Raw genomic sequence first — 24,902 nt, 5'->3', positions numbered from 1 at the left:
TAGGTGCAACCCCAAATACCATAACAGACATGCCGCCTATGCAGGCACACCCAGGCCCGCGGTATTCTCTACGGGGTCAAACCAGACCACCAGATCGCCCCGGCGAACTGCAGCCAGCACCCGGCTCCGTTCACCCATGGGGTTTTCGGTGTCGTTCAGTCCGTGATACCGGGTGCAATATTCTTCAACCAGGCCCAGAAGCTGATCTTCCGTTAACAACTCGGTATCAACGGTGAACTTTTCCTGTCTGGGATCCTGCTGGGGCTGATGCTCGGTGCTGTCGGTCATACTACCTCCTGTGGGCCACCATAGTAAGGATAATGATGGCCAGCAGATTGGTCTGTTCGGCAATCTCCGCAATCACGCCGATTACCTGCTCGATCTTGCCAGTGGACTCATTCAGGGCATGAATAGAACCGGAGACACGGAACCGGCGACCAGAAAGTTTTGCTGGCCGGAAAGAAACTTCATCCGGGCCATCAGGGCCTGAACCCGCTCGAAGTTCTCTCTGTGATCTTCCGCCCAGGCACTCAGGGTTTCTGAAGCGTCTTGCGCTTTCAGGATGATGCTCCAGGACAGAGCGGCGAGTCCTGCCAGGGCAAAGACCGAGAGAAACGCGAAAAACAGAATCCGGGTTCTTACTGTGCCGAACATGACAACTCCAACAGCGGGCTATGCCGCGGATGGTATGCCGAATCTGTGACACTTTTATTGCAATCGTTGCGTCAGAAAATCACCTTCACTGCTCGGCTGCCTGCCGCCGGGCGTGGCATTTGCTGCGCAAGATTCCGTCCTCAACGCTCGCCACCAGCCGGGAATCCTTCAGTGCCGCGGTACGGTGCCTGACAACACCCTTGTACTCAGCGCTTTCGATCATGGCCATAAAGGCATCTATGGAGGGGTAGCGAACCAGAAGAATCTGGTCCCAGGACTCATCCGGTGGCGCGATCAGCGGGCCGAGGCTCCTGCCAGACCAGATAACCTCGGCACCCACGGATTCCACACAGGCGGCGGCCTCCTCCATATACAGCTTATAGGCCTCCCGGCCAGACCGCTCCGGCGCCTCTTCCTTGTAACTGGCCCGCTCACGAAAACGCAGCAGGTTCAACATAACCACTGGCTGATCCTTGGGGGTATCTGCCAGTACCTTCTGCAGCTGCTCGGGCGTGGGATTAATGGCGTCCATCCTTATCCTCTTGTTCTCGTGGTTCCGGCGCCTACTATAGCCTAGCCCTGATGCATGAACGCAAGGGTTTTCATTACCTTTCACTCAGGCTGCACTGTTTGCCTTCTTATCTCGTATAGCTACAGTGAACGAAACGATACATTGGCCGGCGGCTCTGCCCTGGTTCTGGCTGCCCGCTGGGATATGCCCATGGCCAGCGAAAAAGCGCAATTCGGCGCTGGCGCCATGCCCGGAGGCTGGGTGGATAACCCCAACGTGTTCATTCACATTGATGCCGATGGCACCGTTACCATCATGAATAACCGATCCGAGATGGGCCAGGGCATCCGAACCAGCCTGGTAATGGTGGGTGCCGACGAGCTTGGCGCTGACTGGGACCGGGATAAGGTCCGGCAGGCTGAACGTGACCACAGCAAATATGGCAACCAGAATACCGACGGTTCCCGTAGCATGCGCCACTGGTTCCGCTCGGTGTACAACCTTCCTCATGCCTGGGCGATCCAGAGCTTTGCCCATGAGCTGTCGGTGGCCGCTGGCCGGGATCACCGGGATTACGTGCTGGATTTGCTCGGCCCCGACCGCGAGATCCATAACCTGACGGTGGGCGATGGCTGGAACTACGGTGAAGACTCGGACCTCTATCCGATCGATATCGGCAGGATGCGGAATGTGATTGAGCGGGCTACTGGCGAAGCGGGCTGGAGCAAATCCCTGGGTGACGGTCGGGGGCTTGGTCTGGCCTTTCATCACAGCTTTGTCTCCTACACGGCCATCGTGTTCGAGGTGGAAGTAGATGATCAGGGTGAGCTCACCATCCACCGGGCAGACATTGCCTTTGACTGCGGCAAACAGGCCAACCCGGAGCGCATTCGCTCCCAGTTGGAAGGCGCCTGCCGGTCGGTGATCAGTTGAAGGGTTAAAGCAACATCAGGGCCTCCTCAGAGGCCCTGATCTGTCTCTATCCGGTTGCGCCCGCCTGTTTTTGCCGCATACATGGCTCTGTCGGCACGGGCCACCAGCTCCTTACGCTTGTCCTCGGGACGCCAGGTAGCGACTCCGATGCTGGCGGTTACGCCTTCCGGCATCCTGCTTATGCGCCCACCGGCAACTGCCTTACGGATACGCTCCGCCAGAATCACTCCGTCTTCCCTGGCTGCGCCGGTGGCCACAACCACAAATTCCTCACCGCCCCACCGACCAATATGGTCTTCCTGCCTCAGCACGCCGTTTACCTCGCAGGCAATGTGCCCCAGCAACTCGTCTCCTGCCTCATGACCCCAGGTGTCGTTCACTCGTTTGAAGTGATCAACGTCCAACAACAGGACACAAAACGGAAGTTTGTGCCGGCGGGCTTTCGCCAGTTCCTTGTCCAGCTCCTGTTCGGTCCGGTACCGATTCCAGATACCGGTCAGGGAATCATGACTGACCGCTTCACGGAGTTTTTCATTTGCCCTGGCAAGCGCCTGCTGCTCCTCCCGGAGCATTTCGTTCAGCCGGGTAATTTCGCTGGCCGATGCCAGCAGGGCCACATCCTCTCCAAGATCCACCGCGGCCTGACGCTCAATCGGTTTCCACGGATCGCTGGTGCCCCGGACCTCCTCCTGCCAGGCGCTGAAGGTGCGGTGCAGGTCCTGCCCGCTGGCGGGGGCGCTGACCAAAGCATCGGAATCCGGTTTTCCAGCCCAGTAAAACGTCCTGTCATGCTCCGGGCGGAAAAACATCAACCAACCTTCAGAATCTTCCCCCGGCAAGGGTGCTGCGAGCATCCCACAGCAACCATTCAGCTCAAGGCCCGCTGCCAACGGTTCATTCCTGAGTCGGCTGCTCACCCAGGCTCCCTGGCCGTGGCTTTGTTCGAGCCTTCTTGCAAACTCTGCGATGGTTTTCAGGGGTGGAGTCACGCCGAACCCGGATATCTCGCCTTTAGTCCTGAACGCCAGGCCGGCCGCGCGAAAAAACACGAGCCATTCGTTGCCGTACTTTTCGAGCATTGCCGTGGGCGACAGCCCGGCTTTGACATCCTCCACCAGAAAGTCCCTGGACTCCTGCACCTGCAAAAGAAAGCTGGATTCCATTCGCGCCTTGAGCAGGAACAGTCGTTGAGTCGCCATGGTAACCAGAGTTCGGGCGGCATCCCTGAGTGTGGGTGCCAGCGGCATTGGCGTCGCGGAAATGCAGGTCACCATTCCCCAGAGGCCGGTCTGACCTACGATGGCGAGAGACAAAAGGGACCTGGCATTGAAGTCATCCAGAAAGTTTCGCTGACGTCGGGACGGGGCCCGCAGCACCGTACCACTGGCATCAATGTCCCGGATCCTGTGTTCTGAAAGTGCTGCTGAGGAAACAACCGGAACGGCATCCGCACCCAAATCCGGAATGCTTCGAACCTCCCTTGCCGCAAACTTTTCCCGCTGTTCCGCCGGATAGTCACTCGCGGCAAAGCGCTGCCCCACAACCGGGGACAGACCTTCGGCCAAATCCTCCGCAAGACAGACACCATGGCCTTCGTCATCGAAATGGAACACCAGGACACGCTCAAAACGGGTTATATCCCGCACACCGGCCACCAGGATGTCCATCAGAGCGCCCGGCGTTTCGGCCCGGGCCAGTCTGGTCAGCCACTGGTTCACCGTTCCCATCAGGCGCCGGTTGCCAAGCGGTGTAATGGGCTCGATCTCGACGATGACCGCATCACCGGACCGGAAGGCATTGACCTGCAGCCGGGTCTTGCGACCGTCAATATCTCTCTGGATTGAAAGCGGACCACTGAGCCGGCTGCCCGTGCGCAATTCGTTTCGCGCCTTCCCCGTAATCCGTTTACCGAGCACCTGTTCAGGCTTCTGATCCAGCAGCTCATCAGCAGCCACACGCAAATACTGCTGGGCGTTCGCACTGCATTGAACAATCAGGGAAAGGTCCTTATCCAGAACCAACAGGCAGCCACAGGGTTGAATGCTGAGGAGAGACGTATTCCGCACAGGAGGGGCAGCAGACGATTGAGAGGCCTGGCTGGCCTGAAGAAGGTGGTCGGGGTTCAAGATAAGCGACGGCTCCAGCGAAACAAAATGACAGTTAGCCGGAAACCTGTCCGTGGAGCACAATTTCCCTGCAAATCCGGCGATGAGTTGCCTGAAGTATACAGCTTTCACCCCACCAAACTATGTCATCTTGTCAACTATTTGTTAAATTCGGAACCACTCCTGAATGGAACCTTGGTGGCATTCCGGTAGCAGGCTAGGTAGTGCAGCGCTTATAATCCTCATCCTCAACACAACCCGGAAATGGCCAGCCGTAATGACCCTGATCGACCTGTTCCTGCAAACCATGGAAACCACATTACCGGTTTTCATAATGGTCTTTATTGGGCTTGGGCTGCGACGCATCGGCTGGATTGACGGCGCATTTGTTAACACGGCCTCGGCCCTGGTCTTCAAGGCAACGTTACCGACTCTCGTGTTTCTGAGCATCATCCGCGCGGACCTGGATACAGCCTTCAATCCCGGCCTTCTGGTGTTCTACCTGGGCGCGACCCTGGCAAGTTTCGCAATAGCCTGGCTCTGGGCGCGCTGGCGCGTTGTCCGGGAAGATCGGGGGGTTTATGTGCAGGGTGCCTTCCGTGGCAACTGCGGCATCGTGGGTCTCGCGCTCGCCGCCAACCTGTATGGCGATTTTGGCTTATCTGCCGGAGGTATCCTGCTGGGGCTGGTGATTATCTCCTACAACATCCTGTCCGTGATCGTATTGGTGGCCTATCAGCCCGGGCAGGCCACAGACTGGCGGAAGATCTTTCACGATATTGTTCGTAACCCGCTCATTATCGCCGTGTTTGTCGCCATTCCCTTTGCCGCGCTGGAAATCACGCTACCGGGCTGGGTAATGATCAGCGGTGACTATTTTGCATCCCTGACCCTTCCGCTGGCGCTGCTCTGCATCGGGGCCACAGTCTCTCTCAGTGCTATCCGGAACGACAGTAAAACGGCGTTCAGCTCCAGCCTGATGAAGATGGTCGTGCTACCCACGCTGAGTACGGCCGCAGCCTGGCTGGCAGGCTTCCGCGGTCCTGAACTGGGACTGATGTTCCTGTTCTTTGCCAGCCCCACCGCCGCGGCCAGCTTTGTGATGGTAAAAGCTCTGGGTGGAAACGACCGGCTGGCCGCCAATATAATCGCCCTGACAACCTTGATGGCCAGCATTACCGTGACTCTGGGTGTGTTCGTATTGCGAAGCGCAGGGCTGATCTAGTGTCCCGTCTGGCTAATAGACTCAATAACGGCAATCCCGGCCTGACAGCCGCCGAGATACCCGCCACCGAACAGATTGTAGTGATTCAGATAGTGGTAAAGGTTGTAGACCTCACGCTTCACGCCATACACAGGTGTTCGGGGATATTGACGATCGTAGGCGGCGTAGAAGGATCGCCCGAAACCTCCGAACATTTCCGTCATGGCGAGATCGGCTTCACGGTCACCGCAATAGACAGCTGGATCAATCAGCCAGGGCATTTTCACATCAAACAGCACGTTTCCGCTCCAGAGGTCGCCATGAAGCAGGCTCGGGTGGTCACAATGGGTGTCGAGCCATTTCATGAGCACTTCACCCTGCTGCTCCAGCACCTTCTGAAAACGGGTCCGCTGGGCGGCGTCGCGCACCCTGGTAACCTGATATCCAAGGCGGTCCCGAACAAAAAATTCGCCCCAGCTGCGGCACCAGCGATTGGGTTGCGGCGACAACCCGATGTAGTTGTCGTGGCTCCAGCCGTAGGCATCCCGCGGAAGGCTGTGCAGTCGGGCCAGGCCTTCACCAAGCGCTTGCCGGGCACGATCCGACGCCCCCAAGGCTTCGATGGCGGTGATTTCCAGTTCGGATTCATCTACCCGGTAAACCTTCGGAACACCGATATCAGTGACCCCGGCCTCGCCAAGAGCGCTGGCAAGACGCTCCAGACCTTCTGCCTCGCAAATCAACGCATTGGCATAGCCGGTGGCGTTCTGTTTCAGGTAGGTATCGGCCATGGGGAACACACTCCTTGAAGTTTTCCTGCCGGAACCGGTAGATTGAACCAAAGCCTGACACGACGCATTTAAAGGGGCAAATGATGGATAAAAAACGCTGGCACCTTCTTATCTCCGGGCGGGTACAGGGCGTCTACTACCGGGCCTCTACCGAAAAACGGGCCGCTGAACTTGGCCTCACCGGCTATGCCCGCAACCTGCCCTCCGGCCAGGTAGAAGTGGTTGCCGAAGGATCGGAAGGCCAGTTGCATCAGCTTCATGAGTGGTGCAAAGGCGGGCCACCGGATGCCCGGGTAGACGCCATCGAAATCACGGAACAGCCCCCCTCAGGAGCGTTCACTGATTTCAGCGTTCGCTAATCGATGCCTTTCAGTGACCGATACACCGGGCCAGGGTTACCACCACTATCTACCTACCACCTTTCAGAGGTCGGGGCATGCCAAAGGACAAACCGTTTTCCCAAGCTTGTGAGAATAACAGGCAACCGATTCTTGAAAAACTCTCCGGGCTTTTCAAACAACCGGGCACGATTCTGGAAATCGGAACAGGCACCGGCCAGCACGCGGTGCACTTTGCCGGGCATTTGCCGCACCTGACATGGCAGCCCAGTGATCGCCCGCGCAACACCCAGCTTTGCATTCCGTGGCTGGACGACGCAATGCTGCCCAATATCAGCCCGCCTCTACCCCTTGATGTCCTCGCCGGGGATTGGGCCCAGGTACCCGCCATCAGCGGCGCCTTCTCCGCCAATACCGCTCACATCATGGCCTGGCCGGAGGTAGAGGCAATGTTTCGGGGCATCGGCAAGGCATTACCAATGGGCGGTACTTTCTGCCTCTATGGCCCGTTCAGTTATGCGGGCAAGCATACCAGCCCCAGCAACGAACGGTTCGACAGCTCGCTCAGAGCGCAGGCTCCACACATGGGTATACGGGATATCGAGGATTTGCAGCGCCTGGGTAAGGCCACAGGCCTGACGATGGAACAGGATTTCGACATGCCCGCCAACAACCGGCTGCTTGTCTGGCGCCGGTCTGAGTGAAGGTATAAAAACCTCGACGGTGCCGGGGTTTTGTATTGGCGGATTGTATTGGCGGAGAGGGAGGGATTCGAACCCTCGATACGCTATTAACGTATACACACTTTCCAGGCGTGCGCCTTCAGCCACTCGGCCACCTCTCCAATAAACTGTTTCAAATCAGCGATGTCGTCGCGCATTTGAGGGCGCAAACTTTAATGGTTTTACGGGCGATTGGCAACTCCCTTTGGAGAAATCGCCAAAAAATTTCGGGAATCGCCGGCTTTTCTGTTTACCGGTTGAACAGATTCAGGACTATGGTTAACACAACGCTGATGATGATCATGGACGTAATCGGGATAAACACCCGGCTGTTTTCCGAACGTATATTGATGTCACCGGGCAGTTTTCCGAACCAGTTCAGAATGCCGGGTGTAAAATGGAGGATAGCCCCAACAACAATCAGTATGATGCCGGCGACAATGAACCAGCGGGCCATGGCGGGTACCTTTGGTGACCAGATCCGATAAAGATACGGGGAGAATAACAATGCTGATGAAAGCTGAGCAATCGACATTGCTGCTGATCGACGTACAGGAAAAGCTCATGCCAGCCATAAGCCACGGTGAAGAGGTGGTTGACCGATGTATTACACTCGCAACCATAGCTGGCCTGATGGAAGTGCCGGTACTGGCCACCGAACAGCTTCCGGACAAGCTGGGCCATAATGTCGAGGCGGTTCGGGAGCTTTCTCATCAAACTCTGGCGAAACACCATTTTGACGCCTGCCCCGACGGGCTTGTCGATCACCTTCCCGAAGGCCGGCAACACATTGTAGTGGGTGGTTGTGAGACCCATGTCTGCATGATGCAGACCGCCCTCAGCCTTGTCGACGCCGGCTACAAGGTCTGGGTGGTGGCCGATGCGACAGGTTCCCGGAACGAGTTTGACCGTGACGTCGCCCTGGATCGCCTGAGCGAAAGCGGAGCACGGGTCGTGACCCTTGAAATGGTGGCATTCGAATGGATGCGCCATTGCAGGCATCCGCAATTCAGGAACATTCAGGCGCTGATCAAGTAAATGCATCCAGCACAGCGATGCCGACGTAAACACACCCCCGAAATCCCACGCAGTTCTTGAGGTTACCGATGCTAAACATGGATTTTACCCGCAAGGTCGTAATTCGGACTGCCGAACAGGAATGGGTTCCCAGCCCCGCAGGCGGTGTACTCAGAAAACCCCTTGCCAGAGAGGAAGCGGAGCGCGGGCACGCAACCAGCGTTGTTCGTTATGAACCCGGAGCCTCATTCAAGCGGCACGAACATCCACTCGGCGAGGAAATTCTGGTTCTCGACGGCGTATTTTCCGATGAAACCGGCGACTATCCGGCAGGTACTTACCTGCGCAACCCGCCGGGAAGTGGCCACGCCCCGTTCAGCAAGGAAGGTTGCACCCTGCTGGTGAAACTGCATCAGTTCGATGAACGGGATCAGTCAACGGTTCGTATCGACACCACCAATACGCCCTGGCTCGCCGGCATTGGGGGCTTGCAGGTTATGCCCCTGCACGAGTTCGAGCATGAGCATGTTGCCCTGGTGAAATGGCCGGCGAACGAAGTCTTCCAGCCCCACAGACACTTCGGAGGTGAAGAGATTTTCGTACTGTCCGGGGAATTCTGCGACGAGCACGGCAGGTACCCTGAGGGAACCTGGATCCGGAGCCCCCATCTGAGCCAACACCATCCGTTCGTGGATAAGGAAACTGTGATCTGGGTCAAGACGGGCCACCTTCCTGGCGACCAGCCAATCGGGATAGGGGGGAGCCACTAGACTCCGCCCCTCCCACACCACCCGGCAAGCGGGTCCGCACCGGGCGGTTCGAGACGTTGAGGTATCACGAGAGACGCGGCACGCCCAACCGATCAAAGTAGGCAATCGTCAGCACGTTGTGAATGGCAGACCGACTGTTATGCCACCAGCGACGGCTCAGGGCCGCCACTGATTCCGCAACCCAGGGACTCGCGCCAAGGCGCAGCAGTTCCCGGTAAATGGTCCTGCCCCGCTTCCACTGTTTGAGATGCAAGGCTCTTAGGCGACGGCGTAACCACTCATCCAGCGACCGCCAGATGCGTGGCGTTTGCGCCAGCCGGAAGTACCCTTTCCATCCCAACAGGTAGCTACGGAGTTGCTCTACCACCTGCTCAATACTGCGCCCTCCGTTGCGTCGGGTCAGTTGCCTGATCCTCCACTTGAACGCCTGTAACGCCTTGGCTGATACCGCGCGCCGGACGTCTCCGTCCCTCGTCTGCCATAAGGCATAGCCGAGGAACTTTCGACCGAACGCACTGGCGACTGCGCTTTTGGATTCGTTGATCGTCAAGCGCAATTTGCCGTAACAGCGACGCAACAGTCGCATCACTCGCTCACCGGCTTTCTGACTGCGTACGTAGACGTTGCAGTCATCGGCATAGCGGGCGAAGCAGTGGCCCCGGCGCTCCAGTTCCCGATCCACCTCGTCCAGCAGGACGTTCGCCAATAAAGGCGACAGAGGCCCGCCTTGCGGCGTGCCTTCGTGTCGCTCAATGACGACTCCGCCATCCATAATGCCCGCATTCAGATACGCCCGAACCAGCCGGATGACTCCGGTGTCGTTCACACGCGGTTTCAGACGGTCGATCAGGATGTCGTGGTTGACCCGGTCGAAGAACTTCGACAGGTCGACGTCCACCACGATGTGGTGGCCCTGCTGGGCATAGCGGTGTGCAGCCAAAACCGCATCCTGAGCCCGACGGCCCGGGCGGAAGCCGTGGCTGTGCTCGCTGAAGGTTGGATCGATCAGAGGTTGCAGCACTTGCAACAGTGCCTGTTGAATCAGACGGTCGGTCACGGTGGGGATACCCAGTTCCCGTTCACTTCCGTCCGGTTTCGGGATGCCTACCCGACGGACAGGCTGAGGCCGATAGCGACCTTCCAGCAATTGTTGCCGGAGATCCGGCCAGGCCCATTGCAGGTGTTCGGCTGTCTGGGCAATGTCCAGACCGTCGATACCCGCCGCTCCCTTGTTGGCCTTCACGCGCTTCCATGCCCGTTGCATATTCTCTCGTGCGAATACCTGCTCAAGCAGGCCTCGCCCTGCGCCCTCCGGTTCTCGTCGCGGGAGTCCTGTTTCATCGCTGGTCACATCTGGCAAGGCTTCACCTTCCCGCTCCGTAACCCGCCCCGCTGGCGCGGGCATCTGATGCCGTACAATGCTCATCGACAAGGCGTTTGACGCTCCTTCTCGTTCGGCCCTTCGTTCCATTCCGGAAACTACTATGGCCTCTGCTGACTTCTCGCTCCGTGTTGCCACGTTGCCCTTTCAGGCATAAGGCGAGATATCCCCGGGTAAGAACACACTCCTTCACCGCACAACCGCCGGATTTACGCCGCATCGCCTTGGCCACAAGAGCTTCGCGGCTTCTAGCCCGCTCGCCCTGCTCGGCAGCGCCTTATATCCGATTCTTGTTCATCGGCTCACGGTTTACGCTCCACGCTTCCTCTCCACAGTTGGTCGCCCTTCCGCAGTTGCGCTTCACTTCGTTCGCTGTGGCCAGCTTACGGGAGGACTTGCACCTCCAGGAGTGCGCCCATGCCGGGCGCACTAAAAAAGGGCTCCGAAAGGAGCCCAGGTATCGTCAAGAGATCGCTGTGGGTTGCCAGTTACGCCTGGTGAAGGCATCGTTGCTTGCCCCTTCACCCGTAGGACTGAATGTTGCCGAATCCTCGTCGGCCGGAACCGCAAACACGTGGTATGCCTCGGGACCAAACGGATCCAGCGCAGTGTCGACATACTCAAACCTATCCGGCACAGGCTCACCGGAGTACACGACGCGGAATCGCCGTTCCAGGGTCGGAGTGGTGACATTCAAGGGCTGCTCCACCCAGAGGTAGACGGCCTTGTGGGGCACGATGTACTCGCTGCGCACCACCCGATAACCTTCCCGGAGTGAGAGAGTGGTCGGCTCCTTGCCCGGTTCCAGACGGAATTTGTGGATGGTTTTCATAGCTGCTACTCCTCTTCGGGTTGCTGCCTTTCACAATTTCATAGTGGACGGGAACAGAGATCGATAAAATAAACTTTCCTGAGGTTTTTGCATCGCTTTTTTCGAGGTCATTTCAGGCCCTGGAAGTCGGAGTGGGCCTCACAGATAGCTCTAACACCCTCATGCGCAATTTTTCGGCCACGGGTAATTGCGAAAAGCTCATCCACGACGTCATCAATTGAGGCGATTTCCTCAACCTCATACTGTCGGCAGACCTCCTCCCGAATGACTGTCGGTGCCGCAAATACGCCATAGCCCTGGCTTCCGAATACTTTGATCAATGCGCTGTCGTCTACCTGCGCAACAAGCCTCATCCGCACGCCATTGAGGCTAAACCAGTTCATGAGACGTTCGAAGTAAGGTGCATCGGTGGCGTTGGCCAGCAGCGGCTGACCATTGAGGGATTCCGGGAACCCGTCTTTTAACCGGCCCGCCAATGCCGGCGCCGCAAACAGGCTCATGCTTGAGCCCGCCAACGGATGGACGGTGAGATTGCCCTCCTCCTGAAGCTTTGGCATGCGGTCTGTAAGGACCAGATCAAGCTCCTTGCGCTTGAGACTAAGGACCAGGTCCTCAGTGCGCCCTGTCTGGCATTCCAGTTGAATCGACCGCTCAACAGCCATCGCCGGTTGCAGGAGATAATAGGCAATCAGCTTGTGAATCGATGCGGAAATGCCGGCACGGAGCGTGAGCGGGCGCGCTGAAGGGTCAAGTCGCAGGGTTTCAGTGAGCTCGCCGGTAAGCGCAAAAATGTCATCGGCATAACCAAGGATTAATCGCCCCAGATCAGTCAGAATCAGTTGTCGCCGTTCCCGTGAAAACAAACGGCCACCAACGGAGGCTTCGAACGTCGCAAGCTGACCGCTAAGGGTCTGTGGCGCCAGCTCCAGAACCTCGCTGGCCCGGGCAATGGAGCCCTCGCGACTGATCACCCAGAAATAATAGAGATGCCTTAGATTAAGCTGTCCCATTGCGACGCCCCTCGCCAGAATTCAGGAAGGCCTCGGAACCTTCAGTACTTCACCGAAGGTGACGTATTCGCTGCCGCCAAGGCGACCAAGCGGATCAATTGCAGAACCGTCAAACGTGAGCCGGCTCTTGTCGTCGTAACGGACCGCATCGTCGCTTACCCACACCCGATTTACCTTGCCGAACACCAGCGATTGCGGGCCGGCACCGATTTCCTTGATGTCATACAGCTCACAGGCAAAAGCGACGTGGCAGTCCTTGAGGCGCGGCAGCCTGCTCCCATCGAAGTCCGTCAACTCGAGGTCGAGATTGTTCAGCTCGGAGTCGCCATGGGGCAAGGTTCTGGATGACTCGGTTACTGCCGCCGCAAGCTCCCGGTGGGCAATATGAACCACGAAATGCTTTCGTTTTTCAATATTGACCCGGGTATCCTTTGAGGCCCTATCCGTGGGTTTTTTGCCGACCGAAATCATCAGCAACGGCGGATTGCTGGTGATGGGCGTAAAAAAGGAAAATGGCGCAAGATTGTAATCACCATCCGGGTTCTCACTCAACACCCAGGCGACGGGGCGTGGAATCACGGTCTGGGTCAGGATGTGATAGGCGTCTTTCGGGTCCATCCCCTCGAAATCGATAAGCATCAGTTTCTCCCGTTAACCGCGGCTTCAGGTGTACGCTCACGGATGAGCCACAGGGTCATAAGGATTCCGTGGAGGATAAGAAATGGCAGGGCGACCATAACAAGCCCGCCCCAGCCCAGCCAGCTCAGGATGGCACCGGCAGAGAGTGCAGCAGTGGCCTGGGAACCGAACACCATGATGTCGTTCAACCCCTGAACCCTGAAACGCTCTGCATCCTGGTACCCCCTGGGAAGTAGCGTTGTGCCACCTACAAAGAGGACGTTCCAGCCCACACCCAGCAACAACAGGGCCCCAAGATAATGATGGAAACTGATGCCGCTGGCAGCGAGCACGATGCAACCCAGATAAGCGAGAAGCCCTGCCGCCATCATCAGAGGTATACTCACAACACGGGTCAGCCAGCCGCTGATGAGCGAGGGAAAGTACATGGCCATGATATGGAGCTGGATAACACGCTTGGCGTCGTTGAGATTATGCCCGGCCATCTCGGTCATGCTCAGCGGTGTGGCCGTCATGATGAAGCTCATCACCGCATAACCAATAGCAGCAGCGCTGATCGAGGCCCATACCAGTGGATTGGAAAGAATCTCACGCAAAGGGCGGCCACCGCCAGGATGTGTTTCCCGTACCAGTTCACCTTTTGCCCGGTAACCGGCGCCCAGTATAAGCAAGGCCGCGCTCTGCACAACCGTCAGACCAACCCAACTGATCAGAAACGGATACTGCTCAGCCGACCCACTGCCAATAGCGGCGACTTCGGGCCCTAGCCAGGCAGCAACCAACCCGCCAAGCAGCACCCGGGCTGCGGCAGAACCTGCCAGCCCCGGAGGCACAGACTCCATGGCTGCGAAACGGTATTGATGAACTACCGCCAATCCGGTGCCACCAACAACCGTCGCCAGGCACAAAAGCGAAAACAATCCGAGCCAGGATGCCAGTGCACCGAGCAATCCGGCCAGCATCCCCATGGTTGCGCCCAGCAGCATCACCCGCTTGCGGCCGAATCGTTCCATCAGCCAGGTGGCAGGCTTGATGGCCAGTACTGTCCCGACGACAACAAGACCGACAGGAAGTGTGGCGTATTCCGCTGCGGGTGCAAGCATACGGCCCTGGATGCTGCCAATGAAAACAATGAAGGGCGCTGTGCACATCGCCAGCGCCTGAGCCGCAACCAGCACCCAGACATTCATGGGCATGGTTTATTTTTTCCTGTAGATAATTCCGGGGTGGCACTGGACCATCTCGTAAAGGTGGGGCAAACCGTTAAGAGATTCAGAGGCACCAAGAACCAGATAACCTCCCGGATTAAGGGTGGCATGCATCCTGGTCAGGATGTCTTTCTTTGATTCCGCTGAGAAATAAATCAGAACGTTGCGACACATCACAATATCGAATTTGCCGAGCATGTATCGCTCCAGCAGGTTCAGCTCCTTGAACTCTACCATGGTCTTGATCTGCGGCTTGATTTGCCAGCCACCGTTCAGGGACGGCGTAAAGAACTGCTTCTGCCGCTCCGGTGATAACCCGCGACCAATGGCGATCATCTCGTATTCGCCCTTACGGGCAACCTCAAGCACGCTTTTGGAAATATCCGTTGCGGTGATTCTTACATCACGCAATTTGCCTGGCCGGAGCCTTCGGAACTCCTCCACAATCATCGCAATCGAGTAAGGTTCCTGCCCGGTTGAACAAGCGGCAGACCAGATTCGAAGCGGCTGGCTGGAATTGCGCTCGGCAAATTCGGGAAGCAGTTTCTCCTGAAGGATCCGGAACGGATGGTTATCACGGAACCACAGGGTTTCATTGGTGGTCATGGCGTCAATAACAACTTCACGCAAACCACCCCGGCCTGGCCGCTTGAGACGATCAAGGAGCTCACCGAGCGAGTTCAGGCTGTTCTCCTCGAGAATCCGGCGTAACCGGCTTTTCACCAGGTACTGCTTGTTCTCTCCCAGCAAAATCCCACAGGCATCCTGCAGGAACGACTTGAAGGCTTCATATTCCTGTGGCGTTATATCCGCTTTCATTGGATCTCTGTTCTGAGTGAATCTCTGAGCAGCTTCATCAACCCTGGTCGATGATTTCCATTACCCGCTCGGCGAGTTCGTCCGGACTGAACTTTGCCATGAAGTCGTCGGCACCGACCTTCTTGACCATAGCCTGATTAAAGACCCCACTGAGAGAGGTGTGCAGCATGATAAACATGTCGGCGAGGGCCGGATCACCCTTAAGCTTCGTCACCAGCGTATAGCCGTCCATCTCTGGCATTTCAACGTCGGAAATGATCAGGGAGAAATGATCCTTTGCCCGCGAACCGTCGGCAGTCACTTCCTTCAGGTATTGATAAGCCTGTTTGCCGTCATTCCTGGTGACGACTTCCATTCCGATAGCCGTCAGGCAACGCTCTATCTGGCGACGGGCCACGGACGAATCATCCACCACCAGGACGGGCAGGTGGCCGGGCACCCGATCGGCACTCTTGCTCAGCACGGCTTCGGTAACATCCTCACCGAGCGGAGAAACTTCTGCAAGAATCTTCTCTACATCAATGATTTCTACCAGCTTATCATCGATCTTGGTGACAGCGGTAAGGTAAACATCCCTTCCGGCACCCCTGGGCGGTGGCAGAATATCTTCCCAGTTCATGTTCATGATCCGGTCGACACCAGTAACGAGGAAGCCCTGGGTTTTACGGTTGTACTCGGTAATGATGACAAAACTGGTCGCCAGCTCTTCCTGTGGAATTCCGGGCAATCCAATGGACATGCTCAGATCAATAATCGGAATGGTTTCGCCCCGGATATGGGCGACCCCCCTGACGACGTTCCGGCTGTTGGGAATAGATGACAGCCTGGGACATTGCAAAACCTCCTTCACCTTGAAAACGTTAATGCCGTAAATCTGACGCCCTCTCAAGCGGAAAAGAAGGAGCTCAAGGCGATTCTGCCCTACCAGCTGCGTGCGCTGGTTTACGCTGTCCAATACCCCTGCCATTTTGTTTCTCCTGGCTGGCCGGCTTTCCGCCGGCATATATCTTGCTGTTCACTGAATATATCGCCGAATAATCGCCTGATCGACGGGAAACCGTCATCTCAGCGGCGGGTCAGCCAACTTAACGGCCATTTTCCCGGAACCCTTAGCATTGTTCGGGTTTTTCTGCCCTGATATTGACAAGCATAGGACAAACTCATACGTATGCGCATCACCAATTTTGCCCTACTCCTGCTAATGTCCAGCCTGAGCGGCCCATTGCTGGCCCAAACCACTGCCAAACAGATCCGGCAGGCCACCCTGGCGTTTCTGGACGACTTTGCCAACGAACAGGCCAGTGCGGGCTATACGGTTTCCTTTGAACCAGGGTCCATCGATAGCCGCCTCACCCTCGCCGGGTGCGAACGCCCCCTGAGTGTCGGGTTCAGCGGCGACCCCTGGAAGAGTACAAGCCCGTCCCTGCTGGTAGCCTGTGAGGGAAGCCGCCCCTGGCGAATGTTCGTTACGGCCTCCATCTCAATCCGTGGGCCCGCCCTGATTGCAACCCGCCCCCTGACTCGCGGTGAGCGGATTACCCCGGATCTGGTGACGCATCAGTCCGTGGAGATCAATGCCTCAAGGCGCGGAGCGATAACCGAGACCGCACAAGCGGTCGGAATGGAGGTTCGGCGATCCATAAATGCCGGCTCTTTGATCACTCCGGATATACTCTCTGCGCCGGATGCGGTAGAGCGTGGGGATCATGTTATCATTACTGCGAAAACCGGCGGATTTTCAGTGCGTTCCCGAGGTAAGGCTCTGGCCAACGCAGGCATAGGAGAGCAAGTTCTGGTCGAGAATCTGAGCTCCTCACGTACGGTAAAGGCGAACGTTGTTGCCCCCGGCCGTGTTGAGATCCAGATGTAGCCGCGCTTCGGCAGCACTTTGCCGGCACGGCAAGATTCTGCCAGGCCCGGTGACAGTAGTAGCGGGAGCAGTAGTGGTTGGGGGTGAAAAAATTTACCGGGTAAAAATATGTTAATCCGGAAGGCAAAAAGTTTCTAAAGGTTTCTGCGGTTCCGCCGTTAAGAAGACATAAACTCGAGTAAGCGCCGCAAACGTGTGGCGCATCAGGCAAGCAGGTATCGATATGTCAGTTGACTTCAATGGAATTGGCCCCGGCCAGGTCAACACCCAGAGAACCACGGCCGACAAGGGCGCTGGCGCTCAGAGCAGCCAGCCGGCGACCAACGAGCAGGCAAAAACTCAGACCCGGGGAGCCCGGGGTGAAAACGTGAGCCTGAGCAGTCAGGCCAGGAATCTCAAACAGCTGGAACAGAAGCTGGGTGATTATCCTGAGATGGATGATGACCGTATTGAGCAGATCCGTTCCGCTCTCGAAAACGGGACCTACAAAATTGACGCCGAAAAACTGGCCCAGAAAATGCTTGAGATGGATGAAAGCATTTTCGGGTGAGTAAATCATGGCAGCAATCGATGATCTGAAGGCTCTTCTATCCCAGGATGTCAGCCAGCTGGACACACTCGCTGACATTCTCGGCAGGGAAAAAACCTGCCTTGCCACCTCCGATCTCCAGGCTCTGAACGAATTGACCAGAGAGAAAAACGATCTTCTCGGGGCCATTCGTGAGCGGGCAAAGCAGAAAATCCGGACGCTGGTTCAGATGGGCTATCGCCCCGAGAGCGGAGAGCCCTCCCGCTTTATTCGCAGTGCGGGCCTTTCTGAGCTTTATCAGCTCTGGCAGGAAGCGGACCAGAAACTGCGAGCCTGTCAGACCCTGAACCAGAACAACGGTCGGGTGATCACCCATCTGCAAAAACGCCTGACCCGGCTGGCCGACATTTTCCGGGGCGCCAATAGCCAGCAGAAGCTCTACGGAGCACGTGGTGAGCACACGACAGTTTCAAGCCGGACAGTGCTCGCAAGCGCCTGAAAACCGCGCTGGCCTTGGCCCATAACCGTTTCTATCGGGTGTAAATGGTCATCCGGGAGTCCGGGTGGAACCGGATATCCTGAATGGTCACGTTGCCCATTGACGCGCCCTGGCCTCCGGTAACACGGATATTGTCCATGCGGATTTCTTCAATACGTTCCGGAAAGGCCAGCATCAGCGCCCCGTCTTCCCGAACCGCGTAACGGGGCTCACCCTCCCGGTAGTGAACGCCGGAAATGGTAAGGTCTGAATCCAGGAAGTTCAGAACCGGCACGAAGATATTTGCCGTCAGTTTCATCCCCTCAATAACGTCAGCCGCCGGGCTTCCTCCCTGGCTGTCGCCACCGGCCGGATTCTCTGCCATCGCCCCGACCAGTCCGATCCGGTCTAGCAGGGTCGGATCACCCTGCCCCGATACGGCCGCCAGCTCGGTCTCGGTCAGCGGCGCAAGATTCCCTCTCTCATAGAGTTCGCCGGCTTCCAACGCCGACTGGGAGGTATCTGCACTGTTACTGGCCGCAAACGTCACCAGCGGCTGGAACGGAAGCGTAACCATGGTCACCAGGGCCGCCGCGTTACGATAGCGGGACTGGTGCTTGAGAACCCGGTGAAGTTCCTTATCCGTGATCCAACCGGCCTGAATGAGCACTTCACCGAGGCGTTGGCCGGTTTCGCGCTGAATTCTCAGGCCTTCATCCAGCTGGCCTTCAGACAGATACCCGCGATTGACAAGTAATCGCCCAAGGCGTGACTTTTCTTCAAATCCCTGGCGGATTCTCACCCAGTTTCTCCTTATTCAACAGTGAAAACCGTACAACCCTGCCCGGCGAATGTGATGCACTCATTCCTGCATCCGAAAAGGTTAGCTGATCACAATCAAATGTGCGTGGATACAGTCCCCGTTTTACAATCACGTTCTGCTAAGATCACGCACCGGAAAACAGAATTCACTGAATTGTCGCAGGAAAAGCCCCTGCGAATAACACAGAGAGCGGCCGAAAATGACAAATCTGGTAAAACCCTTGAAAAGTGTGACTCCCGTACTGTTGATACTTCTCTCTTTGCTTTTGCCCGCTGGCACTGCTCTGGCCCAGAGCAGTGGCCAACCAGCCGATGAACCGCTTCCGAAAGTCCGGATGGTGACCAGTGAAGGTGCCCTTGAACTGCAGCTCCGCCCGGATGTTGCCCCTGCAACCGTTGCCAACTTTCTGGAGTACGCACGGGCCGGATTCTTCGACGACACCATCTTTCATCGGGTCATTCCCGGCTTCATGATCCAAGGTGGCGGGTTTACCGATGACCTCTCCCGCAAACCGACCCGCGCCCCCATCAAGAACGAAGCCAGATCCACACTTCCCAACCTCCGTGGAACCATTGCCATGGCCCGGACCAGCTCTCCGGATTCCGCCACCTCACAGTTCTTCATCAATCTGTCAGACAACGATTTCCTCAATGCCGGCGTCCGTGGCCCTGGCTATGCCGTCTTCGGCAAGGTGACCGAGGGCATGGGTGCCGTTGATGCTATCGCCCGCAAGCAGACGACCCGGAAGCGGGGCATGGCCGATGTTCCGGTTGAAGCCGTGATCATTAAGAAGGTAACCGTGCTGGATACTGCTGACTGACACCATGCGCTCACCAATGCTGCCTCCCGGAATCGAGCCCGCAGAGCTGGCCTGGCGCGAGGGTGTGCCAGAGTCTGTCCGGTTTGGTGATGTCTACTTCAACCGTGACAACGGGCTGGAGGAAACGCGCCATGTGTTTCTTCGGCACAACAATTTGCCGGAGCGGTTTGCCAGTGTCGCCCAGGGCGGCCACTTTGTTATCGCGGAGAACGGGTTCGGGACCGGCCTGAATTTTCTGGCAGCGTGGCAGGCCTGGCAAAACCACGGCCCGGCGCATCAGGCAACCCTCCACTTTGTATCCGTTGAGCGATTCCCCCTGATCCGGGAGGATCTCACCCGCGCGCTGGCACTGTGGCCGGAGTTGCACCCCATGGCTCGGGAGCTCATTCGAAAATACCCGCCGCTGGTCCGGGGCGTCCACCGCCTGGTACTGGCACAGGGGCGGGTCCGCCTCACCCTCTGTTTCGGCGATATCGCCGACGCCTGGCAATCTCTCGATTTTCTTGCCGACGCCTGGTTCATGGACGGCTTTGCCCCTGCCCGCAATCCATCCATGTGGCTGGACGAGACGATCGACCAGGTCCGCGCCCACAGCAAGCCCGGCACCACCCTGGCGACCTTTACCTCCGTTGGCAGGGTTCGGCGCGCCCTGGCAGCGGCCGGATTCGACGTGCGGAAGACGCCCGGCTTTGGCCGCAAGCGGGATATGCTCCGGGGCGTGTTACCGGCAGACGGACAAACGGAAGCAAACCGGCCCGGTTCCATTGCAATCATCGGAGCGGGTATTGCGGGGTGCACCCTGGCAAGAAACCTGGCCGAACGGGGGGTCCCGGTTACCCTGATTGATTCCGCCAACGGGCCCGGCACCGAAGCCTCGGGCAATGTTCAGGGCGCCATGTACGTGAAGCTTGGTGTCGAATTCAATGATCAGACCGAACTGGCATTGCAGGCGCTGACCTTTGCCCAGCGGTTCTACGAAACCTGGCGCGGAGAATACTGGCATCCGACTGGCCTGCTCCAGCTCGCTCAGACAGCCCAGGAAGCAGACCGGCAGCATCGGTTCCTACGGCGCAATCTCTACCCACGGGAGGTTCTGTATCCGGTGAACAGAGAGCAAGCCAGCGAGCTTTCCGGTGTGCCTACGGAATCTGGAGGCCTCTGGTTCCCCGGCAATGGCTGGCTAGAGCCAAAGAGGCTGTGCCAGGCGCTGGCCGACCATCCGATGATAACCCACGCGTGGGGTGTCAATGTGGACCGGTTGCTGCCTTGCAGTGGGAAATGGCACATCTCGGGTGCCGACGGAACGACCATCGTTGCCGACCGCGTAGTGATCTGCGCCGGACACCTCAGTGCCGGACTCATTCCGGTCAAGGGGAAATTCCGACTTAAAAGCATCCGGGGCCAGGTAACACACCTGCCGAAGACTGGCCTCCGGAATCCGCGGGTGGTCATTTGTGGCAACCGGTATATGAACCCTGCCTTGGGGCAAATCGCAGTAACCGGAGCCACCTTTGATCTGCATGATGCAAACCCTTTAACCACGAGCGAGAGCCATCAGGAAAATATCCGTGAACTCACGGCGATGTTGCCGGCCGTTCTGAAGCGAAAAGATGCTGAAAAACTGGACACCTCCAACCTGGATGGCCGGGTAGCCTTTCGCAGCACAACCCACGATTATCAGCCTGTGGCCGGCCCGGTTTTTAATGGACAGGACGATGAACTTGAGGACCTGTTTTTGTTGACAGGCCTTGGCAGCAAGGGTTTGACCTACGCCCCCTTACTGGCCGAATACCTGGCCGACCGACTGACGGGGCAGCCCGCGTGTCTGTCGGCAAAGCTCGCGCGGCGCCTGGAAACCCGACGCCTGTACCAGACGGATGTGGTGATTTCGTAATAAACCTGGTCTGGAGATTTCGGTCTGACTGCCGATAACCGATGATGATAAGGTGTTGTCAGGGAGAACCACATGTCCATTTTTGTCAGCGAACCCGGCCGGCCGCTCGGAACCCGGCTACCGGAAGCATTCCGGGCCCGGCGCGTGGGCGATGTCACCGAGCTGGCAGAAACCCAGGCTACGAATCCAGGCCGAAGTGAACCAACAGATTCGGAGTTTCAGCTCGCCGCCAATGCAGGCCGGCACAGAGCCCTTGAGGAATATGGCGCTGCCGCCGGAGAGCAACGGGAAGACCGCCCTTACCTTCCGGTATCGAGGATTTCTTCTCCTGCGCTCTATTCGGTGCCCGCTACTGCAACCATTTCCGAGGCGTTATCAGTGATGGACGAGCACCAGGTCAGTCACCTGGTGATTACGTCGGGAGACAACATTGCAGGCCTTGTGGATCTTCGCTGGCTGCTTGGCTGGCTCCGCGAACAGGAAGCCAATGCCATGAGCGAGAGCCTGCTGTATATCGAACTTCCTGCTTTCCTCACCGCGTCACCGGAGACAGACGCCCATCAGCTTGCGAGGCTGATGCTCGCCCACCAACTGAATGCCGCTCTGGTCGTCAACGCCAAGGGCGCCGCCGCCGGTATAGTCACCAGCACCGACTACCTTCGCCTGTACGCCAACGCAGGCCGGCACGAGGGAATCGTCTAGTTCCTGCCCGGCTAGTTCAGCGGTGTCAGGAGTTCGCCTTCAGGGCTGAACAACAACACGAACCAGTCGCTCCCCACCCGGGACAGGGCAACCACCTCGTCGTCCCGGAAATTCTCCAGATCCAGAATTTCCGAGTTATCCCCATCAAGCTGGTAACGCCAGTTATTCCTGAAGGTAGTGTCTTCGGTGTCGCTGCCTGCCTCCGGAACCAGCGATACCCGGGCCAAAATGCCCTGAGTTGTGCCGGAAACAACACCATCGTTGGCAAAATCGCCATCGGTGGAACCGGCAACGACCATGTCGCCATCAAACCCGGTAAGCCCCGAAAGCCGCACGTTCGCCTGATCATTCTCATCATTGAGGGAAAACACCCTGCCCGGGGTGCCGGTGGAGGAGTAGCCAAGAAGGAAACCGGCCGTGCTGGACAGTGGATCCCTCTCAAGAACGGGATCCTCTTCTTCCCGTTCCAGAACCGAGTAAAGACCATCACTGCTGCCGATCAGCCACAGAGCGCCGGCAAAAAACAGCCCGCCGGAGACGACCTCGTCGCCTTCTGTGCCAACCTGGTACACATTGAGTTCAGCGTTCGCACCGAAGGTATTGTAGAAGAAGGCATCAATACCTCCGATAACCGGAGCTCCTTCCACCGACCCGGCAGCGGAGCCGAACAGCAGCGGCATCACTGAATCGGCGCTGCCCCCGGCAACACTGTCGTCGGCTGCGGATCCGGCCTGGCGGGTCCAGGCCACAGCAGGAAGCTGGCTGTTGCCGTCAAGCTCGGTGTCGATCCTCTGGAGGAAACTGTCCCGGCCCCCCGATCCCTGCTGGCCATCGAAAACGCCATTGGTTTCGCCCGCCAGCAACACATAACCGGCGTCCCTGCTGATTCCGGCCCACCGGACCTGATCTTCTGCAGCGGTGCCTGTGCGGATGCTCCAGGACGAGACATACTCACCACCGTTGCTGGCAACGTCAAACCAGTAAAGAGATGTCACGATGTCCTCTGCCCCGAGCGCGTTTGTCCCTGCAACCGGCTGGTCGGTACTGTAGGAAACAACGAACTCGAAACGGTCGACTTTGATGTTGCCCTGGGAAACCTTACGCTGAACGACGTTGATCACAGGATTCGGTGTCACCAGGCTGTCGCCGGCGGCAGACACCGCCACTTGCTGCAGCAGGTTACCCCGCTGGTCAAAAATCCTTACCTGCACCCGATCGTTGTCCTGACCATCATAACCGGAAACAAACACTCGGCCCTCGTGTCCCACGGCCATATCAGTGGCCACAAACCCGTCAGCCCCATTCAGAGCGAGCGGTGTTGTCAGTTCGTTGAGACTGACCCGGATCAGGTTGTCGCTTTCACCCCGGGCATAATCCTCTCTGCCAGCCTGAAAGTCCTGGTTGACTCCCAGCAGTATGAACCGGTCACTGAACGCGGGATTCGTATAGCCGGCTGCAGGAACGCGGATCCGGAACGGCACCTCGTCCGTCCCGTTCGGAAAAACCAGTTCATCGTTTTCAACCCAGTTACCGTCTTCCAGGCGCTCAATCACAAATTCGGTACCAAGCCGGGCTGTCGAGCCTTCGGTGTGGGTCAGTTTGGCGAAGATATCCCGGTCACGCTCACCCGGGAGTCTGGCCAGGTACTCCCGCACATCGCCAACATTAAGGGTATCCCGGGAGCCACCTTTGACGGTCTCAATCGAAAGAACCGGCTCGTTGTCCTGAATTGACAGATTGGAAACCACGCCGCCGTTGCCACTGCCCAGGCCCGCCAGACCAGAGCGCACCTCGGTCAATGCCAGCCTGAGTGACTCTGCAGGTTCGGGAAAGCTGTCTTCAACAACCTCCAGGGGAAGATAACACTCGGTAATGCCGGGCTCGAGCGTGATGACGCCACGGGTAAAGAAACCCTCTTCATCCAGTTCATAGTCGATGTAGCTGAGCTCATTTTCTCCGGACTCGTCCCGCGGCATGGGGCTGTTGCTTCCAAGCCCGACAATATCCTTGCCCGGAGTGGCATCGCCCACATTGGAATTACTCTGCTCGCAATTCTGGTGCGGGGGCGAAAAGCCGGCATCGCAACTGGTCGCGTCGTAATCCGACTGTAACTCAAAGGCAACTGCAACCCGGGTCACGGAAGGTTGGTCCAGATTCACCTTCACGAAGACCCTGCGTGTTGGCAGAGTCAGCTCGCGGGTGCCGGACACAGAACCATCATCGTTATACAGGTTGACCGTAAAACTGTGTTCGCCCTCTGTTTCCAGGTCCGGCAAGGCACACTGTTCCCGGTTGCTTCCCGGGATTTCAGGGCTTTCACCTTCGGTAAAGGGCTCAGATTCCAGGGACATCACGTTGTACTTGACATCAACCCCAAAGGGCTGAACGCCTGACATCTGCCCGTCTGTTGTCACCAGATTGATGCCTTCGGTCTTGCCAAGATCCGCCTCACCCCGGTTGCCCCCCGTTAAACCCGGAACGCCCCGCAGGATAATACCCTGCCGGGCCTTGTTGCTGATGTCTTCCAGGGCCAGCCAGGAAGGCGCGTTGGTCAGGGAGTAATCAAGTATACCCTCTCCCCCGTAGGCGCCGAAGTTGTAGGAATACTCCACTCCCAGATAGGCAGACACCGGGGGCACACCCAGAACCGTGGGTTGATCGGCGTCTTTCTCGGTTTTGCAGGCGGAGAGCCCCCAAAAAAACAGACCAAGAATGGCAATGCGAACGACGGGATGAATGCGGGAGTAAAAATCGGCGCCCATGAAAAAATCCGTTTAAACCGTTGTTGTTATGGCTGCGACGCCCGATGGAAACACCGGGCGATTTACACACCGTTACAGAACAACACCATG

At 57.6% G+C, this 24,902-nt stretch carries 26 protein-coding genes, 1 tRNA gene and 2 pseudogenes; 13 read left to right on the top strand and 16 right to left on the bottom strand.

The window, feature by feature from the left end:
• Positions 1-36 precede the first annotated feature (36 nt).
• The 3 genes from NLK58_RS01740 to NLK58_RS01730 all read right to left on the bottom strand — a co-directional run bounded on the left by NLK58_RS01740 (position 37) and on the right by NLK58_RS01730 (position 1,186).
• Entirely contained in the window at positions 37-288 is a 252-nt protein-coding gene (locus NLK58_RS01740) for a hypothetical protein (protein ID WP_117616988.1), read from the bottom strand.
• 111 nt (positions 289-399) lie between these two features.
• A complete protein-coding gene (locus NLK58_RS01735) occupies positions 400-654 on the bottom strand; it encodes a hypothetical protein (RefSeq protein ID WP_205422247.1) in 255 nt (84 codons plus the stop codon).
• Between the two features lie 85 nt (positions 655-739).
• Positions 740-1,186 (bottom strand): DUF1330 domain-containing protein, encoded by a 447-nt coding sequence (locus tag NLK58_RS01730; RefSeq protein WP_117616987.1) that lies wholly within the window; start codon positions 1,184-1,186, stop codon positions 740-742.
• 54 nt (positions 1,187-1,240) lie between these two features.
• Between NLK58_RS01730 and NLK58_RS01725 the strand changes: the two are divergent.
• Together NLK58_RS01725 and NLK58_RS01720 are read left to right on the top strand one after the other, a co-directional pair.
• Positions 1,241-1,585, top strand: a pseudogene (locus NLK58_RS01725) (molybdopterin cofactor-binding domain-containing protein); the annotation flags it as partial.
• 60 nt (positions 1,586-1,645) lie between these two features.
• A pseudogene (locus NLK58_RS01720) lies at positions 1,646-2,080 on the top strand (molybdopterin cofactor-binding domain-containing protein); the annotation flags it as partial.
• Between the two features lie 44 nt (positions 2,081-2,124).
• Here NLK58_RS01720 and NLK58_RS01715 read toward each other — a convergent pair.
• Positions 2,125-4,119 (bottom strand): diguanylate cyclase, encoded by a 1,995-nt coding sequence (locus tag NLK58_RS01715; RefSeq protein WP_341581895.1) that lies wholly within the window; start codon positions 4,117-4,119, stop codon positions 2,125-2,127.
• A 361-nt stretch (positions 4,120-4,480) separates the two neighbouring features.
• On the opposite strand from NLK58_RS01715, the gene NLK58_RS01710 reads away from it, so the two are divergent.
• Entirely contained in the window at positions 4,481-5,428 is a 948-nt protein-coding gene (locus NLK58_RS01710; RefSeq protein ID WP_341581894.1) for an AEC family transporter, read from the top strand.
• On the opposite strand, the gene NLK58_RS01705 is transcribed toward NLK58_RS01710, so the two are convergent.
• Positions 5,425-6,198, bottom strand: coding sequence for a fructosamine kinase family protein (locus NLK58_RS01705; protein ID WP_341581893.1), 774 nt, complete (start codon positions 6,196-6,198; stop codon positions 5,425-5,427). The genes NLK58_RS01710 and NLK58_RS01705 overlap by 4 nt on opposite strands.
• Positions 6,199-6,281: 83 nt before the next feature.
• Between NLK58_RS01705 and yccX the strand changes: the two genes are divergently transcribed.
• Both yccX and NLK58_RS01695 read left to right on the top strand, forming a co-directional pair.
• Complete coding sequence (gene yccX, locus NLK58_RS01700) at positions 6,282-6,557, top strand: acylphosphatase (RefSeq protein WP_117616982.1); 276 nt, start codon at positions 6,282-6,284, stop codon at positions 6,555-6,557.
• 77 nt (positions 6,558-6,634) lie between these two features.
• Positions 6,635-7,240, top strand: a complete 606-nt coding sequence (locus NLK58_RS01695; RefSeq protein WP_117616981.1) for a DUF938 domain-containing protein — start codon at positions 6,635-6,637, stop codon at positions 7,238-7,240.
• A gap of 49 nt (positions 7,241-7,289) precedes the next feature.
• On the opposite strand, the gene NLK58_RS01690 is transcribed toward NLK58_RS01695, so the two are convergent.
• Together NLK58_RS01690 and NLK58_RS01685 are read right to left on the bottom strand one after the other, a co-directional pair.
• A tRNA-Ser gene (locus tag NLK58_RS01690) sits at positions 7,290-7,380 on the bottom strand.
• Positions 7,381-7,508: 128 nt separating this feature from the next.
• Positions 7,509-7,715, bottom strand: coding sequence for a DUF2905 domain-containing protein (locus tag NLK58_RS01685; RefSeq protein WP_117616980.1), 207 nt, complete (start codon positions 7,713-7,715; stop codon positions 7,509-7,511).
• A 50-nt stretch (positions 7,716-7,765) separates the two neighbouring features.
• Between NLK58_RS01685 and NLK58_RS01680 the strand changes: the two genes are divergently transcribed.
• Positions 7,766-8,296, top strand: a complete 531-nt coding sequence (locus tag NLK58_RS01680) for an isochorismatase family protein (protein WP_117616979.1) — start codon at positions 7,766-7,768, stop codon at positions 8,294-8,296.
• A 68-nt stretch (positions 8,297-8,364) separates the two neighbouring features.
• Entirely contained in the window at positions 8,365-9,045 is a 681-nt protein-coding gene (locus NLK58_RS01675; RefSeq protein WP_117616978.1) for a cupin domain-containing protein, read from the top strand.
• A 64-nt stretch (positions 9,046-9,109) separates the two neighbouring features.
• Here the strand turns inward: NLK58_RS01675 and ltrA are convergent, their stop codons facing one another.
• From ltrA to NLK58_RS01640, 7 genes are all read right to left on the bottom strand, one after another.
• Complete coding sequence (ltrA, locus tag NLK58_RS01670; protein ID WP_162893738.1) at positions 9,110-10,477, bottom strand: group II intron reverse transcriptase/maturase; 1,368 nt, start codon at positions 10,475-10,477, stop codon at positions 9,110-9,112.
• Positions 10,478-10,889: 412 nt separating this feature from the next.
• On the bottom strand, positions 10,890-11,258 hold the full coding sequence (locus tag NLK58_RS01665) for a hypothetical protein (protein WP_117616977.1): 369 nt from the start codon (positions 11,256-11,258) through the stop codon (positions 10,890-10,892).
• A gap of 107 nt (positions 11,259-11,365) precedes the next feature.
• Positions 11,366-12,268: a LysR family transcriptional regulator gene (locus tag NLK58_RS01660; protein WP_341581892.1), complete on the bottom strand. Its 903-nt coding sequence runs from the start codon at positions 12,266-12,268 to the stop codon at positions 11,366-11,368.
• A 21-nt stretch (positions 12,269-12,289) separates the two neighbouring features.
• Positions 12,290-12,907, bottom strand: a complete 618-nt coding sequence (locus NLK58_RS01655; protein WP_117616975.1) for a flavin reductase family protein — start codon at positions 12,905-12,907, stop codon at positions 12,290-12,292.
• Entirely contained in the window at positions 12,907-14,103 is a 1,197-nt protein-coding gene (locus NLK58_RS01650) for an MFS transporter (RefSeq protein ID WP_341581891.1), read from the bottom strand. The genes NLK58_RS01655 and NLK58_RS01650 overlap by 1 nt, the downstream gene beginning before the upstream one ends.
• A 3-nt stretch (positions 14,104-14,106) precedes the next feature.
• Entirely contained in the window at positions 14,107-14,934 is an 828-nt protein-coding gene (locus NLK58_RS01645; protein ID WP_117616973.1) for a protein-glutamate O-methyltransferase CheR, read from the bottom strand.
• A gap of 37 nt (positions 14,935-14,971) precedes the next feature.
• A complete protein-coding gene (locus tag NLK58_RS01640; protein WP_117616972.1) occupies positions 14,972-15,901 on the bottom strand; it encodes a chemotaxis protein CheV in 930 nt (309 codons plus the stop codon).
• A 201-nt stretch (positions 15,902-16,102) separates the two neighbouring features.
• On the opposite strand from NLK58_RS01640, the gene flgA reads away from it, so the two are divergent.
• From flgA to NLK58_RS01625, 3 genes are all read left to right on the top strand, one after another.
• Positions 16,103-16,804, top strand: coding sequence for a flagellar basal body P-ring formation chaperone FlgA (gene flgA / locus NLK58_RS01635; RefSeq protein ID WP_205422246.1), 702 nt, complete (start codon positions 16,103-16,105; stop codon positions 16,802-16,804).
• A gap of 223 nt (positions 16,805-17,027) precedes the next feature.
• Complete coding sequence (gene flgM / locus NLK58_RS01630) at positions 17,028-17,354, top strand: flagellar biosynthesis anti-sigma factor FlgM (RefSeq protein ID WP_117616970.1); 327 nt, start codon at positions 17,028-17,030, stop codon at positions 17,352-17,354.
• 7 nt (positions 17,355-17,361) lie between these two features.
• A complete protein-coding gene (locus NLK58_RS01625; RefSeq protein ID WP_341581890.1) occupies positions 17,362-17,832 on the top strand; it encodes a flagellar protein FlgN in 471 nt (156 codons plus the stop codon).
• 31 nt (positions 17,833-17,863) lie between these two features.
• Here the strand turns inward: NLK58_RS01625 and NLK58_RS01620 are convergent, their stop codons facing one another.
• Positions 17,864-18,613 (bottom strand): pilus assembly protein PilB, encoded by a 750-nt coding sequence (locus NLK58_RS01620; protein ID WP_117616968.1) that lies wholly within the window; start codon positions 18,611-18,613, stop codon positions 17,864-17,866.
• A gap of 220 nt (positions 18,614-18,833) precedes the next feature.
• Here NLK58_RS01620 and NLK58_RS01615 point away from each other — a divergent pair, with 220 nt between their 5' ends.
• The 3 genes from NLK58_RS01615 to NLK58_RS01605 all read left to right on the top strand — a co-directional run bounded on the left by NLK58_RS01615 (position 18,834) and on the right by NLK58_RS01605 (position 22,050).
• Entirely contained in the window at positions 18,834-19,454 is a 621-nt protein-coding gene (locus NLK58_RS01615) for a peptidylprolyl isomerase (RefSeq protein WP_117616967.1), read from the top strand.
• 4 nt (positions 19,455-19,458) lie between these two features.
• Positions 19,459-21,348 (top strand): bifunctional tRNA (5-methylaminomethyl-2-thiouridine)(34)-methyltransferase MnmD/FAD-dependent 5-carboxymethylaminomethyl-2-thiouridine(34) oxidoreductase MnmC, encoded by a 1,890-nt coding sequence (gene mnmC / locus NLK58_RS01610; RefSeq protein WP_341581889.1) that lies wholly within the window; start codon positions 19,459-19,461, stop codon positions 21,346-21,348.
• 72 nt (positions 21,349-21,420) lie between these two features.
• Positions 21,421-22,050: an HPP family protein gene (locus tag NLK58_RS01605; RefSeq protein WP_117616965.1), complete on the top strand. Its 630-nt coding sequence runs from the start codon at positions 21,421-21,423 to the stop codon at positions 22,048-22,050.
• Between the two features lie 11 nt (positions 22,051-22,061).
• Here NLK58_RS01605 and NLK58_RS01600 read toward each other — a convergent pair whose 3' ends face one another.
• Positions 22,062-24,812: a hypothetical protein gene (locus tag NLK58_RS01600; protein ID WP_341581888.1), complete on the bottom strand. Its 2,751-nt coding sequence runs from the start codon at positions 24,810-24,812 to the stop codon at positions 22,062-22,064.
• Positions 24,813-24,902 lie beyond the last annotated feature (90 nt).

The organism is Marinobacter metalliresistant (assembly GCF_038098645.1).
Taxonomy (GTDB): Bacteria; Pseudomonadota; Gammaproteobacteria; order Pseudomonadales; family Oleiphilaceae; genus Marinobacter; species Marinobacter metalliresistant.
The sequence above is the reverse complement of the archived record's forward strand: the minus strand, read 5'-3'. Positions and strand labels throughout refer to the sequence as shown.